Below are 15,367 nucleotides of genomic sequence, written 5' to 3'. Positions count from 1 at the left end.
AGCATCACCTGCTCTTATCACATCTCAGCCCTGAAAAAGGGCGATTCAAAACAACAAGTCTTTATGGCTCTGCGTGTATGCGCATGGCCTTTTCACTATTTCAACACAAAGGAATTATCACAAATGGAAAGCACAACCTCACGAAACAAAGCTCAGGCTCGAAAAATCGAGTCCTGGATCCTGAATCAGATTGCTATGCGCGGCTCTACTAACGTCGCCAAGGCTCTGGGAATGGATAAATCAGGAATCACACGCTGGAAAGAGAACATGCTGCCGAAGCTGTCGATGCTCTTAGCGGTACTGGAATGGGGAGTCGTTGATGACGACATGGCCCGGCTTGCTAAGCAGGTTGCCGAAATCCTCACAAATGAAAAAGCGCCCAGCTGCGACATAGAAAAACTGGAGGCCTAATGCTGAAAATTATCCCTCAAGCTACGAGAAGTGATTGCCTTATTTGGACCGGGGCATTGAACACGAAAGGGTATGGGAGATTGAAAGTAAAAGGGGAAATCATCCTTGCGCACAGGTTCGCATTCTGCGTGGCCCACGGACTTACTTTAAAGGAGATTAAGGACTTAGTGATTCGACATAAATGCGACAACCCATCATGCATAAACCCTACGCATTTAGAGACCGGAACGCCGATGGACAATATCAGAGATCGCGTAAAGAGAGGTCGCTCGGCAGTCGGGGAAACAAACGGGTCGGCAAAACTAACAGTCGAGCAAGTTGAAGAAATTCTCGCAGTTTACATTCCTCGGCATAAGGAATTTGGTGGCGTTGCTCTTGGAAAGAAATACGGAGTAAGCCAGACAACCATCAGCAAGATCATTTTGAAGAAGCTGTGGAAGGTTAAGAAAAGAAAAAGCCTCTGAAGCGGTAACTTCAAAGGCCCTTAAACACTGTGTTACGCCAAGTAACGAGGTAATTATGGCAAATATCGCCAGAGTATACAACTTTCCCGGACCTGCGCCGGGATATCAGGAGTCTCGCGTGGCAGATCTCGACGATGGATATACTCGCATCGCTAACGAGCTGCTGGAAGCTATTGCAAGCGCCGATTTAACCGCTCGCCAGCTTAAGTTGATGCTGGCGTATATCCGGAAAACCTACGGGTTCAACAAGAAGTCAGATCGCATCGCTGATGAGCAAATTGCTCAGTTAACCGGGCTGTCCAGGCAGAACGTGAACAAGGCGAAAAAAGAGCTGCTCTCAATGAATTGCCTGTTTCTGGAAGGTAACAAAATTGGCGTGAACAAGGAGGTTTCTGCATGGCATTTCAGCAAGTGTCTCCAAGTTAGCAATTTTGTCTCTAAACCAGAGACACGTAATGTCTCCAAGTTAGAGACAAGTGAAGTCTCGAAGTTAGAGACACACAAAAGACATTCTTTAAAGACAACTAAAGACAATATTAATAAACCCCCTATATCCCCCAAAAAAGTTTCTCCAAAGTTCGACCCATTATCAGTTGAGTTGCCTGATTGGCTTTCTGCAGAAACATGGACTGCGTGGGTTAACTATCGCAAGGAGATCGCAAAGTCGATTAAGTCCATGCAGAGCGTGACGATGGCAATCAACCTACTCGGCAGGAGCAGGGAAAAGGGATATACACCTGAAGAAGTTATCAACCAGAGCATAGCGAGTGGCTGGCAAGGAATCTTTGAACCTAAGCAGCCAAAAGGGCAGTCGCAGTTCAGAGCACAACAGCGAGCCATTCCTGAAAACTTCGCCACCAAAGACTACGGCCAATCTGACATGCCTTCCTGGGCGCAGGAGTGAACATGACACTGGATGAAAAAATATCCCAGCTTGAGAAACAACTCGTTGAGCTAGGCCAGCCGCCTCTTGATATCCCAAACAGCGAAGTGCTTTTTGAAAGTGCTAACTGCGATAAGCATGGAGAGTTCAAGCAGCGCCGCCGGGTTTCAACATCGCACATCAAGATTCCAACCATTCCGTCTCGCTGCCCGGGCTGTATTCGTGAAGAACTTATTGAGCGTCAGGCCGAGAAGATTCAAATCGACGAGTCAGCGCGAAAGCGACACGTGGAAGACCTTCTGCGCAGGCTTGATATCCCAGATCGATTCAGTGGATGCACGCTGCAGAACTACGAAGCAGTCTCTGAGGACGCAGGGCGCGCGCTAAGAGTATGCCAGGCCTACGCAAGCAAATGGCCCGAGCGACTCCAGAAGGGCGGCGGTCTGGTGATGTGTGGTAAGCCAGGCACCGGAAAGAACCATCTGGCGCTGGCAATTGCCAGACACGCGATCACCGAGCATCAAAGTTCCGCAGTATTCACGACAGCGCTGAAAATTGCCAGAGAGTACAAATCCACCTGGTCGAAAACGTCAACCCGCACAGAGGACGACGTGATTAAGCATTTCACGCATCCAGACCTGCTAATCATCGATGAGGTAGGTGTGCAGTTCGGCAGCGACGCTGAGAAGCTGATCATGTTCGAAATCATCAACACCCGATACGAGCGCATGAAGCCAACCATCCTGATCAGCAACCAGAGCAAAGACGAGTTGTCGGCGTTCATTGGTGAGCGCGTGATTGACCGAATGAACGATGGCGGCGGATGCACACTGGCGTTTACCTGGGATAGTTACAGGAGCAAATCATGAGGTCTAACGGCCAGATACCAGCAATCATCCAGTATGTCACCAAACACCCAGGCTGCTACCTCTCTGACGTCATCCGAGACACCAAAATACCAAAGCGCTCCGCCTCAGCAGCACTATCAAACCTCACTAAAGCACAAACACTCCGCCGAGAAGGGATGGAGCGCCGGTTCCGGTATTACGCCATTCCACCCGAAGACAGGCCGGTAAACGAGCCAAAGAAACGACACGCCTGTTATTGCCGAGACGAAGTAAACCCCCTCACCAACCTATTTAATCAGCGCCTGAAAGAAATCAGGAGCGGGAGATAAGCATGAGCATTAAACGTTACTCAGCAGGTTATAGAGATTCAGACGGATACCGTTATTTATCCATGCTTGAAAAAGATGATGGCGGATACGTTCGCCATGAAGACTACGCCGAATCCGAGCGCTACGGTCGCGCAGCAGATATCACAATCGAGAATCTGCTGCGCAAGGTGGAGCAGCTGGCTGCGGAGAATGCGGGGCTGAAGGGGGCTGGGATATGAATTGGCATTCATTACTGAATTACCTCCCTCTTGAAGGGATAGCAATATGGAAAGAAAGGCCTGCATCCTCATTCGCTTCGAAAAGAGCATTTGCTATCTGGAACAAAAGGTTCCTAGGGAAAGTTGCAGGATCACTGCATGTCGATAATACAGGGCATAGAACCATTCACATCGGGTTTAAAGGGAAGAAATACAAAGCTCACAGGGTGTACTGGGAAATGGTGAATGGTGCAATTCCAGTAGGGATGACCATTGATCATATTGACCAAGATTCCACAAATAACCGCATTGAAAATCTCAGGTTAGCTTCTCAAGCAGATCAGCACAGAAATAGACCAGTTCAGCGCAACAACTCCTGTGGATGCCCCGGAATTTCGTGGGTAGAAAATAAAGGCATGTGGAGATCCAGAATAACCGTTGGCAAAAAAACAATTGAGCTTGGCATGCGAAGCTCTCTTCTTGAGGCGGTGGCTCTCAGAAAAGGCGCAGAGATTAAGCACGGATTCCACCCAAACCATGGCAGATATAGAGGAATTTGACTGATGAAATTATCAAAATTAGAAAGAGAAAGGCTCATCAATAACGAATCTGATTTCGACGCAATCCTGTCTGAAGTGCGGGCCAGCGGTGTGGATTCAGCTATCGCAGAGTTAAACCAGCTTGCGGAACGCAGCGAGAAAGAAGCGCCAGTCGCAGCAGAGCATCATCGCTCAGCATCGCTGTATCTCCAGTTATTCGCTACCCAGCTTCGCCAGGAGGCCAAATGAGCACAAACAAGCAGGCGCTGCGTGAAGCGGCGAATGGTGCCGAGCCAGAGGTATGGATAGGTATCGAGGATGATTTAAATGCTGATGGCTATTCCAGGGCAATCACTCGATTCATACAGCATTGTTCACCTGACACCGTGCTGGCGCTGCTGGATGAACTGGAAGCCAAAGAAGAACAGCGCGCTAACTGGTTTCAGATGGCGGAGAAGTTGGGTGCGGATTTGGACGCCGCAGAGAAGCGGATTGCTGAGCTGGAGTCGCGTCCAGCCAATCCAATCAATTTTAAAGAGAATGCTGACGCTGATTATTGTCGTGGCTGGGCATGGAATGAAGTCAAAAAAGAACTGGCATCAGAGGCGTGGACCGTTGGAGATAATTGCACATACTACGGATTTTTCTGCTGGGGATGGGATTCACGCCGCCAGTTTAACGAACAGCGCGCAGCTGGCATCACAGTGAAAGGGGAATGACATGGCGCTAACCAAAAAACAGCGCGCAGAACTGCGCATGAAATTCGGCGGCCGTTGCGCTTACTGCGGATGCGAACTGCCGGAAAAGGGCTGGCATGCTGACCACGTCGAAGCGGCGTTGCGTAAGTGGGAGTTTGGCGATCGGCAATCGGACGGTACACGCCGTGCAGTTGCTACAGGAGAGTTTTGGCGGCCTGAAAACGACGCTATCGAAAACCTTTTCCCGGCATGCGCTCCATGCAACCTCTTTAAAGCGACATTTCCCGTTGATGGCTTTCGTGAGCAGGTGGCGGCACAGGCAGAGCGCGCCCGCGCATACAGCGTAAATTTTCGCACAGCAGAGCGTTTCGGCCTGATTGAAGTTATCGAAAAGCCAGTGATTTTCTGGTTTGAACAATACAACGGAGAGGCCCCGCAAGGGGCTTAAACAAAATGATTATTTCACCAATTTCATTGCGAATAGCTCAGGAGTTTGTGCGGCTTCACCATCGACACAATAAGCCTCCGCGTGGACATAAGTTCAGCATTGGCTTGAAAAATAGCTCAGGCGAGATCGTAGGCGTAGCGACTGCCGGTCGCCCGATAGCTCGTCACTTTGATGACGGCCTCACTCTGGAGATTAACCGCACTTGCACCACAGGTGAGCGCAATGCAAATAGCGCGCTCTACGGTGCTGTATGGCGTGCTGCAAAAGCGATGGGATACCGCCGTTGCATCACTTACACGCAGGCTGATGAATCCGGAGCATCGCTACGCGCAGTTGGTTTTGTGCGGGTTAAGGACATTCCGCCTCGTGCTGGGTGGGCGGCATCTAGTGTGGCATTAAAAGATAAGCGTGACCCTCTCGGAAATGGCGGTGTTGCTCGTGTTTTATGGGAAATAAGGAGTCATCAAAATGACAAATAACAAACTAACAGACGGTGAGCGCATATCAAATGCGACGCTCATTCGCTTGATTCTGTGGGCTGATGAACACAAAAGCCATTACGTCGCCGCAGCGCTGCGCGAGCTTCAGGAATACCGGAACGCGCAGCAGGTAGTGCCCAGCAAGCCGACAGAAAGTGATATTCCATCGTGGTTGAACGGAGAGAAAAGGCTTCACTGGCTCAGCGGGGCTGAGTGGATGCATAACACTTTCTGTGCCGCCATGCAGTCTGGCGCAGTGAAAGATGGGTGGGTAATGGTGCCAGAAGAGCCTACCCACGAAATGCTTGAGGCTGGTGACGAGCAGTTCGGAACTTACGATGTTTATCGGCGGATGCTCGCAGCAGCACCGCAGCAGGAGGCTGAGTGATGGACTACTCATCCATGACTAAGCACGAGCTAGCTGATATGCGCAATGCAATCGAGAGGGAGCAAAAGCGCAGAGAAGCAGAGCCAAAGGTAATTACTTATCGCGTTACGTCTTGCATGACAGAGCACCGATATTTTAAGGACCTCAAGTGCGCCCTTTTATGCCTGAAAGAGACTGCCGGATTGGTTATCGAAAGCTCTCTGGAGGATGGAGGTGAGTACGTTAACAAATGCACAGGAATCGTCGGTGTTGTATTTCGCGTGGAAGAAGTTGCTCAGTCTGACTTTGATGCATGGGAAAAGGAAAAGCGCTACGACGACATTTGCTTTCAGGATAGGGTCGGAGAGTTGGTTGATGCCTAACCCATTCGACGCAACGTCAAGCAACGATTGATTAATTTATACATCCTGGCAAAATAGTCTTGCCGTCGGAGTTGAACGCCCGGCGGTAAGACCTCTGCATGCGATTGGGAAATCGCATGCTACACACAAAGAACACATCAAATCACCCGTCACAGATGCTTATCGGCACCTGCGACTTTCTGCATTCATCGTTTCCTCAAGGAGGTGGCGCATGAAGCAACAATTCCATCTCGTTAACGATTCGGTCAAACAAAACGCCATCAACTTCATCCGGGAATTGCCGGTGGATGCCAAGCGCCCACTAATTCTCGATATCAAGGAGATGACTCGTACCGCAATCCAAAACAAAAAGATGTGGCCGTTGCTGAAAGACCTGTCCGACCAGGTTCTCTGGTTCGGAAATAAATACGATTCCGACGACTGGAAAGACCTGATCACCGCAATGGTCGCCAAGTCCAAAAAGCAAGAGCAGCGCATGGCTCCCGGCATTGACGGCGGCATTGTTATGTTCGGTCAGCGTACCAGCAAGATGACAGTGCGCCAGATGGTGGAAGTCATCGAGGCTATCTACTGGTTCGGCACCCAGCAGAACGTCAAGTTCAGCGAGAAGTCCCGCATAGAGATTGAGTGGGCCAAGCAGTGGGGTGAGCACAATGACACCTCTCGCTAAAGTCATGGAGCGCGGCATCTTCAACGTTCCAGCTCGCCGTAAGCGCAAGCCGATCGTCAACCCATCCGATATCAAAACCTTTCACTATACGGCTCACTTGGCAGATGTCATGTGGCTGCGCCGTGCTGCACGGAGAACTAAATAATGCCTCACGGACCTCGCAAATATCGCCATAAACATAAATACCCCAAGGCAATCACTGTGCATGAAGCGTTTTTTATCCCTAAGCACTGGTCTGAATGGGCAAAGAACATCTTCCTTTTCAGCATGGCGTTCGTCTGGGTGTTGTTTATCGTAGCTCTGATAGCAGGGGGTGGTGACCATGCGTAAACCAGTGCGCCGCACCTGCAAAATCTGCAAGACCAAATTCACCGCCACTTTCGATAACGTCTGGTGGTGTTGTCCTGAGCATGGCTTCGAATACAGCCAGCAACTCCTTGCCAAGAAGAAGATTGAAGCCGAGCGCAAAAGAAAGCAGGAAGCGCAGCAGGAGCGCCGTGAGCTGAAGATTCGCAAGAAAGCCTTGCAACCACTCAGCCAATATCACAAACGCGCCCAGATAGCGTTCAACGCGTTCATTCGCCAGCGCGATGCTGGTCAGCCTTGCATCAGTTGCGGTCGCAATTCCGGTGCAAAGATGAATGCCGGTCACTTCCGTACTGTTGGCGCATCGCCAGAAACCCGCTACGACGAAACCAACTGCCATCTCCAGTGCGAGGCCTGTAATTCGTACCTGTCCGGGAATATCGGGGAATACCGACCGCGCCTGATCGCCAAGATTGGACAAGCCGCATTCGACCGACTTATGGGACCGCACGAATCGAAGAAATGGACGCGTGAAGAACTCGACGCACTGGCGGCGCATTACCGCGCAAAGCTCAAATCACTTAAGCAACAGGAGGCCGCATGATTTACGACCTCAAGCTCCCTCACTGGGCATCACTTCTCCCGTGTCCTTTCTGCGGCGGTGATGCGGAACTGGATGCAGATGGTGAAGGTGTTTACGCCGGATGCGCTGCTAAGCAGTGCCTGATTAAGCCGATAACCGACACCTATCGAACAAAGCGAGACGCAATCCGCGCCTGGAATCGGAGGCCATCATGACCTTCTCCGACTTCCTCCGCTACCAGTATGAAAGCATCAGGCGCGCCAGCCTGCCGCCGATAGCAAAGCACAGCCAGACAAAAACCAAACAGCCATTAGGAGCCGCAGCATGAACATTCAATATCTTCAGTTTGTACGTGAGCAGCTCATCGTGGCGACCGCCGACCTGAGCGGGGCCACTAAAGGCCAGCTGGTAGCCTTTGCTGAGAATGCGATGTTTGAGGCAACTCCACGCAGCCGTGGTCGCAAGAAGGTAGCCGACCCGGTAACAGGACGCATGGTCAACCCGTCCAGCCCTCCGATACCTGGCCATCAGTCTCGCGCCAAAGGTTCACACATTCCCCTGGTGAATCACGTTGAGTTCTGTACCGCATCATGGCGTCGCGCCGTCCTGTCTCTGGATGAGCATCAGAAAGCATGGCTACTCTGGAACTACAGCGAGAACAACCGATTCGAATATCAGGTGGCGATCACTCAGTGGGCGTGGGCCGAGTTCAAAGCGCAGCTCGGAGCGAAGAAGATAGCTGGCAAGACGATGGACCGGATCAAGGCGCTTATTTGGTTGGCGGCTCAGGATGTCAAAGCAGAGCTGGCAGGAAAGGAAACGTATGAATACCAGAATCTGGCTGAGCTGGTAGGCGTCACGCCAAAGAACTGGTCTGAGACCTTTACCGATCGCTGGGTGGAGATGAAGCGAATATTTCTGCGACTAGACAGTGAAGCGTTATTGCAGGTAACGAGATCACGTTCACAACAAAAGGCGACAAATTCGCAGCCAAGTATTGCAAAACTGGATTGAAAGGGCTATATTTCGTGTAAATCTGATATTGTGCCAATGTTGTATGCACTGGCGGTATCAAAGAATTAAGAGCCTCGCCTTCGTGCGGGGCTTTTTGCATTCAGGGTCAGAAGCACAGAGGTTGTGCGATCGGCTGTTAACCGATTGGTCGAAGGTTCGAATCCTTCCTGTCCCGCCAAATCCCTACCAGGACCATAAGAGCGAAAGCTCAACGCCATACCCTCATCTTGCTCACCTCGCCGTGGGCTTTTTTATTCTGGCTGCCGGATTAATCCTGTGGCTTATGTGGTTAGCTATGGCTAGACCGGCCAGTCGAAAAGCAGTATCGTCACTGCCTGCCATAGCGAACATTGACGAACAACTAGACGAGGTTGTTATGAGTGACCTACAAAAAGAAACCATTGACTCGATTGCTTCTAATGCTGATGCGGCCATAGAAAGAGATGGCCCTTGCGCAACGGTAAATTTGGAAGCGTCGGTATTAAAATCAATGTGTGAAATAATTGAACGCTGTGGATATGGGAATGCTGTGGCTTGGTGGAAGCCAGGGCAGTTCAGGCCAATTTTTACGGAAAGAAAGCAGGATTCATTGATCGACAAAAGATACAAGCCGTTATTTGGGCGGCATCTTTTTGACGAATAAAAACGTCTAATCCACAAACAGGCTGCCTTCGAGTGGCCTTTTTTATTGCACGGCCTTTCTGAAAGCACTCTATATCCAACAACCAGACCTCAAACACCTCACCGTATCGATCTGTGGCTACGGGTTTAGAGTGCTGCCAAAAAAGAAAAACCCAGCTCTATGGCTGGGCTTCGTGAAGATGGGTGGCAAGAGACTGCGCTAACAGCCTCCTGCCTGACTTGCCCATGCCTTTAGCCACGAACAAGCCACGTTACCGATCAAAGTATCCTGGATTTGTTCAACGCACCATCATCCCTATTCCTAATTTGAACAGATCCCCATGCAAGTAGGTTGGGGGTAGAGCATGTACCGTATGGACAAAATAAGAGAATGGTTCAGTTACTGGTTTGGAGGACTTACTGCAATGGGCGGAGTTCTCTCCCTTAATGACTGGGCTCTCATCATAGGTATTCTTTGTACCGTCGGCACATTCGGCATCAACTGGTACTACAAGCGCAAAGAGCGCGAGGACAGATTGAATGGCAATGTCACCGGCGCTCAGAAATAGCGTCATCGCATCATTAGGCGGTGGGGCGGTCGCAATAGCGACAACGATGCTTTCTGGGAAAGATGGCCTTGAGGGTCGCAAGTATGAAGCTTATCGGGATGTCGTCGGCGTACTGACGGTATGCGATGGACACACCGGCTCAGATATCATCGTCAACAAGCGTTACACCGATAAAGAGTGCGACGCACTAACAAGAAAAGACCTTCAGCGTATAGCTTCAAAGGTTGACCCGTACATCAAAGTGCCAACCACTGAAACTCAACGCGCAGCAATTTACTCTTTCGCTTACAACGTAGGCGCAACAGCCACCATCAACTCCACTCTCCTGAAGAAACTTAACGCTCGTGACTATGCAGGCGCATGCTCAGAGCTTAAACGCTGGGTATATGCCGGTGGTCAGAGGTGGAAAGGGTTGGTTAACAGACGTGACGTTGAATATCAGGTATGCACCTGGGGTCAGAAATGAGCAGGCTAACCGCAATCATAATAGCGATCGTTATCTGCATCATTGTCTCGCTGGGATGGGCCGTTAACCACTACCGTGACAACGCCATCGACTACAAAGATCAAAGAGACAAGGCCAAGAAAGACCTTGCCCTGGCAAACGAAACCATCTCTGACATGCAGATTCGGCAGCGCGACGTTGCCACTCTCGACGCCAAATACACACGGGAACTCGCAGATGCAAAAGCTCAAAATGATGCTCTGCAGCGCAAGCTTGATAATGGTGGCAGGGTGCTCGTCAAAGGCCGCTGTCCAGTGCCATCCTCAACCCAAACCACCGTCACCACCGGCTTGGGCAATGATGCCTCCGTCGAACTCTCTGACGTTGCTGGACGAAACGTTCTCGGTATCCGCTCCGGAATCATCAGTGACCAAACATCCCTGAGAGCCCTGCAGGAATACATAAAAACCCAGTGCCTGAAGTAACCCACCAAAGCGCCACATCTTCGCTGCTTACCTGCATTAGCCATGGCTGCAGTCCCTCCTTTCTGCAATAGCGTGCAGGTTATTCGAAAAAGATGATACCGCGTCACAGCATTGCGGGATGTCCGTGGCGTTCATAGCTGCCTTCTCAAGCAGTGGTAGAAGAATTGAGGATATATAAAGTTCTGCAAATGGCTTCTCACAGAGCCATTGACAGAGTTTTATGCAGATTTGAAGCGTCACTGGTGTCAAGAATTCCCAGTGAGATATCCAAGCATCCAGCAGGAAATTCCAAAATGACTAAACGCGCTATCTCTACTGGTGGTTATCCAATCGAAGTAACTACCCCAACTGACCCTGTAACCATCCCTGCAGCGACAACCTCAGCAGTCGGCGGGGTTAAGAAAATGGCTGCACAGACTGATTCAACTGCAACTGATGTTGCTGGTCTGCTGGCTGACTTCAACGCTCTGCTGGCTAAAGCACGAACTGCCGGACTGATGTGATGATTACCATGAAGGTGGTCGCACAAAAGCGGTGGTGGGTAAGCCCATTGCTAACCGCGTTAAAAGCTTTGGTCTACGCGAGAGTCGTCAAAGAGAAACACTTTAAGCCGCTGACCAGTTTCATCGCGAGATTCGGCTTCAAGTTCAAAACCGAGAGATAACATGGCCAGCAACATCATCAAGCAGATTAACGTTAAGGCTACATTCCCATCCGGCCGAGTTGTTTCTGGGAGCACTAATGTTTTAAGTGGAGGGGTGGGTGAGCCATTTCAGGTGTGGATTAAAAAAGGCGATACCAACTCAATCATCATTAATCCGAAGTTTGCAGAAACTGTCGAAATAGAAATCGAATACGAGAAATAACATGGCAAAGCTCACCGACAAACAAGAGCTGTTTGCCCGTGAGTTCATAGTTGACCTCAATGCCACTCAGGCAGCCATAAGGGCGGGCTACAGCGAGAAGTCATCCCGCAACCAGGGCGCGAGGATGATGGCAAATGATGACATTTTGCATCGCATCGCAGAATTGAATCAGGAACGGCTGGAGCGCGTTCAAGTTGATGCTGATTACGTTCTGCGGCAGGCAGTAAAACTTCATGAGCGCTGCATGCAGGAGGTTGAGCCTCTTACTGACAGGCGTGGTGAGGAAATCAAAGATGAGCAGGGAAGAACGATTTACGGATTTGACGCAAAGGGTGCTGCTGCTGCACTGAAGCTTGTTGGTGAGCACATAACTGTGCAGGCATTCAAGACTAACGTTAAGGCTGAACATGTCGGGAAGGATGGCAAGCCGATTGAAGTTGTTAACTACACCCCCGCTGATTACAAAGCAGCACAGGCTCAGCTTGAGGGGAAATTAAAAGGCCTGGACTGATATGAGCGAAATTATCGAATGGGATGATTTGTCATTCCCTGAGCGTGTAGTGCTTCGTTCAAAGTCCACCAAATCGTTTCTCAACTTCACTCGTCTGTGGTTCGAACTGATTCAAGGTGATCGGCTTTTGGTTAACTGGCATCACCGGTTAATGGCGTCAAAGATTGATGACCTGATAGCCGGCCGATTAGAGCCGCGCAACCTGATTATCAATATTCCCCCAGGTGGGACTAAAACAGAGTTCTTCTCAATTCACTTTCCTGCATACGTCAATGCACTGGTGCAGGAAGGCAAGCTCAAGCGCTTTCGTAACCTGAATATCTCGTTTGCTGACACCCTGGTTAAGCGTAATTCACGGCGCACCAGAGACATTATAGCCAGCAAGGAGTATCAGGAGTTCTGGCCTTGCTCATTCGGCGTTAATCAGGCTGAAGAGTGGGAAATAAAAGACGATCGCGGCCGCTCAATCGGTCAGACGGTTTCCCGTTCAAGCAACGGGCAAATCACCGGTGGTCGTGGTGGTTACTACGGTCCACAGTTCTCCGGCATGGTTATGCTGGATGACTACAACAAGCCCGTAGACATGCTAAGTGAGTCGCGCAGGAACAGCGCCAACACGCTCCTGGTAAACACCATTCGCTCTCGTCGTGGTGATAAGTCAAAAGAGCACCCAACACCGTTTGTGAGTATTCAGCAGCGCCTTCACACTGATGACGCAACAGGCTTCATGTTATCTGGCGGGATGGGCGTTAAATTCCATCACGTAGCCATCCCGGCGATGATTGATGAGAAATACATCCAGTCTCTCGCTGAGCCGTGGCGCTCGTTGTGCTGGGAGACGGTTAAAGACACCGATTATGTAGAAGTGTCCGGCACTCGTTATTGGTCGTACTGGCCTCAGATGGAAGACGTGAACGACCTCCTGCAGCTTTGGGAGAAAGACCGTTACACCTTCCTGTCTCAGTACCAGCAAAACCCAATGGCACTCACCGGCGGCATTATCGACACTGGCTGGTTCCAGACCTACACCACACTTCCTAAGCTTACTCATCGCGCCGTATACGTTGATACCAACAGCGGCAAGGTAGAGGACTGGCTGGACTACACCGTGTTCACGCTGGTTGGCATGGGCGTAGATGGCAATCTCTACGTCATCGATGTGGTGCGTGGCCGCTGGGACCCGGAAGACCTTCTGAAGAAAGCAGAAGAGGTCTGGGAGAAATGGCGTATGCAGGGTTCAATGCGAATCATGCCGATGCGCCATATGGCTATCGAAGAGAAACAGGCCGGACAAGGGTTGATTACCACCCTGAAGAAACGCAGTGCTACACCCGGTCAGATTGCTATCCCGGTGAAAGAGATTCCACGCGGCGCAGGCCAGAACAAACTGGTTCGCTGCCTCAACGTCATTCCTCAGATTAAGTCCGGCAAGGTCTACGTCCCCGCAACGCACACGCAAGATGGTGCGGTGATTATGCACACCTATTACGAGGACGGAACAATCGCCGGGACGACATCTTGGGTGTTGACTGCAATGACAGAGTGCGCAGCGTTCTCTGCTGATGACAGCCACGACAATGACGACATTCTCGATACCTGGATGGACGCCATCGATGACAACCTTATTTCCGGTCGCCAGCCAATGGTGATCGACCCAAGTCAACTCAGGAGAATTTAAGTGCGGTGGAAATGGTGGAAGAAAGAAATCGCCGCGCCTGAGCCGGTGAAAGAACCTGAAAAGGTTAAGATGAAAATTAATCCGATGGCTGTCGCTGAGATTCAGGCTAAGCCGCCGAGAGAGTTTAAGCGATACGAGCCGCCAAAAGGGGTTATCCCTGAAAATCTCCATAACGCCTATCTCGCGATGGACTCATGCGATTACGGCGCGCTGAACGACGCATACAGCGCAGGATATGCTTACGGCAATCTCGACAGCTTCCCCGGATATCCTTATCTGTCGATGATGGCCCAAAAGCCTGAATACCGGAAAATGGTCGGCACCATCGCTGAAGAGATGACTCGCAAGTGGATCAAGCTGAAAACGGTCGGTGATGAGGATAAGTCAGATCGCGTTAAGCAGCTGTATGACGCGCTGGACAGGTTCCACGTTCGTGACAAGTTCCGTGAAGCGGCAGAGCATGACGGTTATTTCGGCGGTGGACAGATTTATATCGATGTCACGTCACCTAAAAACGTCTCTGCCTGGACTGATGATACAGAGCTTCAATCAAAGCTGTTCCTGAGCGACAAGAAGATATCGAAAGGCAGCCTCAAAGGATTTCAGGTTATCGAGCCAGTCTGGACCTATCCCGGTATCTACAACGCGCAAAACCCGTTAAGCCCTGACTTCTACAAGCCGACACAATGGTTTGTTATGGGTAAGACAGTGCATGCCAGCCGAATGATTGATTTCGTGTCCCGCCAGGTCCCTGACCTGCTTAAGGCCAGCTACAACTTTCGCGGCCTGTCGCTGATTCAGATCGCCGAGCCATACGTTAACAACTGGCTTCGCACGCGTGACAGCGTCAGTGACATGATTCACTCGTTCAGTATTCCGGTCATCGGTACGAACATGAGCACTATCCTGCAGGGTGGTGGTGCGGAATCATTAATCACTCGCCTCCAACTGTTCAACCAGTGCCGTGACAACCGTGGAGCCTTTGCGAAAGACAACAGCACCGAGATGCCAGAAACGGTTGAGTTTGTTAATGCTCCGCTTGGCACTCTCGATGTTCTTCAGGCTCAGTCTCAGGAGCAAATGGCGGCGGTTTCCAGCATCCCGCTGGTTAAGTTGCTGGGCATTGCACCAACCGGCCTGAATGCTTCATCAGATGGCGAGATTCGCGTTTTCTACGACTACATCCACTCGTTGCAGCAGTCAATCTTCTCTACTGCTCTGAAGCGCGTTCTGGACATCATTCAACTATCCGAGTTTGGCGACATCGACCCGGAAATCTATTTCGAATTCGAACCTCTCTACGAGATGAGCGCGAAGGAGAAAGCGGAGATTCGGAAAATCGATGCTGACACTGACGCCGTTTACCAGGCTATCGGTGCGCTTTCGAACAACGAGATACGCGAGAAGATCGCCGAAGACCCTGAATCACCATATCACTCACTGGACTTAAGCGATGACATCGACCTCGAAGAAGAAGACGGCGAAGACATCGACCCAGAAGACGATACCGCCAGTCAGACCTAACGCAGGTGTTGAGGCATGGTATCGACGCCAGCTCGATAAGCAGATACGG

General features: G+C 50.7%; 26 protein-coding genes and 1 tRNA gene. All 27 read left to right on the top strand.

Features of this window, described 5'->3' with window-relative positions; all coding sequences use genetic code 11:
- Positions 1–123 precede the first annotated feature (123 nt).
- The 27 genes from QQF33_RS16605 to QQF33_RS16475 all read left to right on the top strand — a co-directional run bounded on the left by QQF33_RS16605 (position 124) and on the right by QQF33_RS16475 (position 15,318).
- Positions 124–411: a CII family transcriptional regulator gene (locus tag QQF33_RS16605; protein ID WP_285158231.1), complete on the top strand. Its 288-nt coding sequence runs from the start codon at positions 124–126 to the stop codon at positions 409–411.
- Positions 411–875, top strand: a complete 465-nt coding sequence (locus tag QQF33_RS16600) for an HNH endonuclease (protein ID WP_285158230.1) — start codon at positions 411–413, stop codon at positions 873–875. Before QQF33_RS16605 ends, QQF33_RS16600 begins: the two co-directional genes overlap by 1 nt.
- A 55-nt stretch (positions 876–930) precedes the next feature.
- Positions 931–1,779, top strand: a complete 849-nt coding sequence (locus QQF33_RS16595; RefSeq protein WP_285158229.1) for a replication protein — start codon at positions 931–933, stop codon at positions 1,777–1,779.
- 2 nt (positions 1,780–1,781) lie between these two features.
- On the top strand, positions 1,782–2,627 hold the full coding sequence (locus tag QQF33_RS16590) for an ATP-binding protein (protein ID WP_285150091.1): 846 nt from the start codon (positions 1,782–1,784) through the stop codon (positions 2,625–2,627).
- 310 nt (positions 2,628–2,937) lie between these two features.
- On the top strand, positions 2,938–3,153 hold the full coding sequence (locus QQF33_RS16585; RefSeq protein WP_285158228.1) for a hypothetical protein: 216 nt from the start codon (positions 2,938–2,940) through the stop codon (positions 3,151–3,153).
- Positions 3,150–3,692, top strand: coding sequence for an HNH endonuclease (locus tag QQF33_RS16580; protein ID WP_285158227.1), 543 nt, complete (start codon positions 3,150–3,152; stop codon positions 3,690–3,692). Before QQF33_RS16585 ends, QQF33_RS16580 begins: the two co-directional genes overlap by 4 nt.
- A 3-nt stretch (positions 3,693–3,695) precedes the next feature.
- Positions 3,696–3,920 (top strand): hypothetical protein, encoded by a 225-nt coding sequence (locus QQF33_RS16575; protein ID WP_285158226.1) that lies wholly within the window; start codon positions 3,696–3,698, stop codon positions 3,918–3,920.
- A complete protein-coding gene (locus tag QQF33_RS16570) occupies positions 3,917–4,390 on the top strand; it encodes an ead/Ea22-like family protein (RefSeq protein WP_285158225.1) in 474 nt (157 codons plus the stop codon). Before QQF33_RS16575 ends, QQF33_RS16570 begins: the two co-directional genes overlap by 4 nt.
- A 1-nt stretch (position 4,391) precedes the next feature.
- On the top strand, positions 4,392–4,817 hold the full coding sequence (locus tag QQF33_RS16565) for an HNH endonuclease (RefSeq protein WP_285158224.1): 426 nt from the start codon (positions 4,392–4,394) through the stop codon (positions 4,815–4,817).
- A gap of 5 nt (positions 4,818–4,822) precedes the next feature.
- Positions 4,823–5,296 (top strand): XF1762 family protein, encoded by a 474-nt coding sequence (locus QQF33_RS16560; protein ID WP_285158223.1) that lies wholly within the window; start codon positions 4,823–4,825, stop codon positions 5,294–5,296.
- Complete coding sequence (locus tag QQF33_RS16555; protein ID WP_285158222.1) at positions 5,286–5,684, top strand: hypothetical protein; 399 nt, start codon at positions 5,286–5,288, stop codon at positions 5,682–5,684. The genes QQF33_RS16560 and QQF33_RS16555 overlap by 11 nt, the downstream gene beginning before the upstream one ends.
- Positions 5,684–6,046 carry a DUF5448 family protein gene (locus QQF33_RS16550; protein WP_285150083.1) on the top strand — a complete coding sequence of 121 codons (363 nt, stop codon included), beginning with the start codon at positions 5,684–5,686 and terminating at the stop codon, positions 6,044–6,046. The genes QQF33_RS16555 and QQF33_RS16550 overlap by 1 nt, the downstream gene beginning before the upstream one ends.
- Positions 6,047–6,257: 211 nt before the next feature.
- On the top strand, positions 6,258–6,716 hold the full coding sequence (locus QQF33_RS16545) for a recombination protein NinB (protein ID WP_285158221.1): 459 nt from the start codon (positions 6,258–6,260) through the stop codon (positions 6,714–6,716).
- Positions 6,700–6,861: a NinE family protein gene (locus QQF33_RS16540; protein ID WP_285158220.1), complete on the top strand. Its 162-nt coding sequence runs from the start codon at positions 6,700–6,702 to the stop codon at positions 6,859–6,861. The genes QQF33_RS16545 and QQF33_RS16540 overlap by 17 nt, the downstream gene beginning before the upstream one ends.
- 177 nt (positions 6,862–7,038) lie before the next feature.
- On the top strand, positions 7,039–7,626 hold the full coding sequence (locus tag QQF33_RS16535; RefSeq protein ID WP_285158219.1) for a recombination protein NinG: 588 nt from the start codon (positions 7,039–7,041) through the stop codon (positions 7,624–7,626).
- On the top strand, positions 7,623–7,820 hold the full coding sequence (locus QQF33_RS25800) for a Lar family restriction alleviation protein (protein WP_350319013.1): 198 nt from the start codon (positions 7,623–7,625) through the stop codon (positions 7,818–7,820). The genes QQF33_RS16535 and QQF33_RS25800 overlap by 4 nt, the downstream gene beginning before the upstream one ends.
- Positions 7,821–7,929: 109 nt before the next feature.
- Positions 7,930–8,619, top strand: a complete 690-nt coding sequence (locus QQF33_RS16525) for a bacteriophage antitermination protein Q (protein WP_285158218.1) — start codon at positions 7,930–7,932, stop codon at positions 8,617–8,619.
- Positions 8,620–8,722: 103 nt separating this feature from the next.
- Positions 8,723–8,797 (top strand) — tRNA-Asn (locus QQF33_RS16520).
- A gap of 198 nt (positions 8,798–8,995) precedes the next feature.
- On the top strand, positions 8,996–9,262 hold the full coding sequence (locus QQF33_RS16515; RefSeq protein ID WP_285158217.1) for a hypothetical protein: 267 nt from the start codon (positions 8,996–8,998) through the stop codon (positions 9,260–9,262).
- A 352-nt stretch (positions 9,263–9,614) separates the two neighbouring features.
- Entirely contained in the window at positions 9,615–9,809 is a 195-nt protein-coding gene (locus QQF33_RS16510; RefSeq protein WP_455583684.1) for a phage holin family protein, read from the top strand.
- Positions 9,781–10,275 (top strand): lysozyme, encoded by a 495-nt coding sequence (locus QQF33_RS16505; RefSeq protein ID WP_285158216.1) that lies wholly within the window; start codon positions 9,781–9,783, stop codon positions 10,273–10,275. Before QQF33_RS16510 ends, QQF33_RS16505 begins: the two co-directional genes overlap by 29 nt.
- Positions 10,272–10,739: a lysis protein gene (locus QQF33_RS25940; RefSeq protein WP_455583682.1), complete on the top strand. Its 468-nt coding sequence runs from the start codon at positions 10,272–10,274 to the stop codon at positions 10,737–10,739. Before QQF33_RS16505 ends, QQF33_RS25940 begins: the two co-directional genes overlap by 4 nt.
- A gap of 293 nt (positions 10,740–11,032) precedes the next feature.
- Positions 11,033–11,242, top strand: coding sequence for a head fiber protein (locus QQF33_RS16495; RefSeq protein WP_285158214.1), 210 nt, complete (start codon positions 11,033–11,035; stop codon positions 11,240–11,242).
- Positions 11,243–11,404: 162 nt separating this feature from the next.
- Positions 11,405–11,605: a hypothetical protein gene (locus QQF33_RS16490; RefSeq protein ID WP_285158213.1), complete on the top strand. Its 201-nt coding sequence runs from the start codon at positions 11,405–11,407 to the stop codon at positions 11,603–11,605.
- Between the two features lies 1 nt (position 11,606).
- Entirely contained in the window at positions 11,607–12,116 is a 510-nt protein-coding gene (locus QQF33_RS16485; RefSeq protein WP_285158212.1) for a terminase small subunit, read from the top strand.
- A 1-nt stretch (position 12,117) separates the two neighbouring features.
- Positions 12,118–13,794: a phage terminase large subunit gene (terL, locus tag QQF33_RS16480; protein ID WP_285158211.1), complete on the top strand. Its 1,677-nt coding sequence runs from the start codon at positions 12,118–12,120 to the stop codon at positions 13,792–13,794.
- Between the two features lie 69 nt (positions 13,795–13,863).
- Complete coding sequence (locus QQF33_RS16475) at positions 13,864–15,318, top strand: DUF1073 domain-containing protein (RefSeq protein WP_285158357.1); 1,455 nt, start codon at positions 13,864–13,866, stop codon at positions 15,316–15,318.
- Positions 15,319–15,367 lie beyond the last annotated feature (49 nt).

This window comes from Lelliottia wanjuensis, from assembly GCF_030238365.1.
GTDB classification, from domain to species: Bacteria; Pseudomonadota; Gammaproteobacteria; order Enterobacterales; family Enterobacteriaceae; genus Enterobacter; species Enterobacter wanjuensis.
Note: the sequence above shows the minus strand (reverse complement) of the source record. Positions and strands in the feature narration are given on the sequence as shown.